This is a genomic window from Variovorax sp. 05T418 (genome assembly GCF_056396385.1).
Genome location: NZ_JBFTLJ010000046.1, coordinates 1 through 1052, shown reverse-complemented (window position 1 = coordinate 1052; position 1052 = coordinate 1). Strand labels below are relative to the sequence as shown.

General features: G+C 68.3%; 2 protein-coding genes. Both read left to right on the top strand.

All coding sequences use genetic code 11. The annotated features are described in order from the left end of the window. Positions 1–893 (top strand): NAD(P) transhydrogenase subunit alpha (locus AC1DMS_RS31690; protein WP_478182141.1); only part of this gene is annotated, 893 nt, incomplete at its 5' end. A gap of 34 nt (positions 894–927) precedes the next feature. Further along, on the top strand, positions 928–1052 hold a 125-nt coding region (locus tag AC1DMS_RS31685; protein ID WP_478132099.1), incomplete at its 3' end, for a proton-translocating transhydrogenase family protein.

The following is a 1052-nucleotide window of genomic DNA, read 5'->3' as shown; positions in this document are numbered from 1 at the left end:
CCGCGCTCATGAAGCCCGGCACCGTGGTCATCGGCATGCTCAACCCCTTCGATGCGGCCGGCCTGCAGCGCCTGGCCACGGCCGGCCTCACGGCCTTCGCGCTCGAAGCCGCGCCGCGCACCACCCGCGCCCAGAGCATGGACGTGCTCAGCTCGCAGGCCAACATCGCGGGCTACAAGGCCGTGATCATCGCGGCCGACAAGTACCAGCGCTTCTTCCCGATGCTCATGACCGCCGCCGGCACCGTGAAGGCCGCGCGCGTGGTCATCCTGGGCGTGGGCGTGGCCGGCCTGCAGGCTATTGCCACCGCCAAGCGCCTGGGCGCGGTGATCGAGGCCTCCGACGTGCGCCCGAGCGTCAAGGAGCAGATCGAGTCGCTCGGCGGCAAGTTCATCGAGGTGTCCTACGACACCGACGAAGAAAAGGAAGCCGCGGTCGGCGTCGGCGGCTATGCCCGGCCGATGCCCCCGAGCTGGCTCGCGCGCCAGCAGGTCGAGGTGGCCAAGCGCGTGGCGCTGGCCGACATCGTCATCAGCACCGCGCTCATTCCCGGACGCGCCGCGCCCACGCTCATCACCGAGGACATGGTCAAGGCCATGAAGCCCGGCTCGGTGATCGTCGACATCGCGGCCGGCAAGGGCGCGGACGGCATCGGCGGCAACTGCCCGCTGTCGGAGGCCGACAAGACGGTGGTCAAGCACGGCGTGACCATCGTCGGCGAAACCAACCTGCCGGCGCTGGTGGCGGCCGATGCGTCGGCGCTCTATGCGCGCAACGTGCTCGACTTCCTCAAGCTCATCGTCACCAAGGAGGGCGGCCTGAAGATCGACCTCGAGGACGACATCGTCGCCGCCTGCCGCGTTGCGCAGGACGGCCAGGTCACGAAGAAATAAGCCGCCCCCGGCACCCACGCGAGGAGAAGAAATCATGGATCCCGTTTCCCATACCGTCATCAACCTCATCATCTTCGTGCTGGCCATCTACGTGGGCTACCACGTGGTGTGGACCGTCACGCCCGCGCTGCACACGCCGCTGATGGCCGTGACCAACGC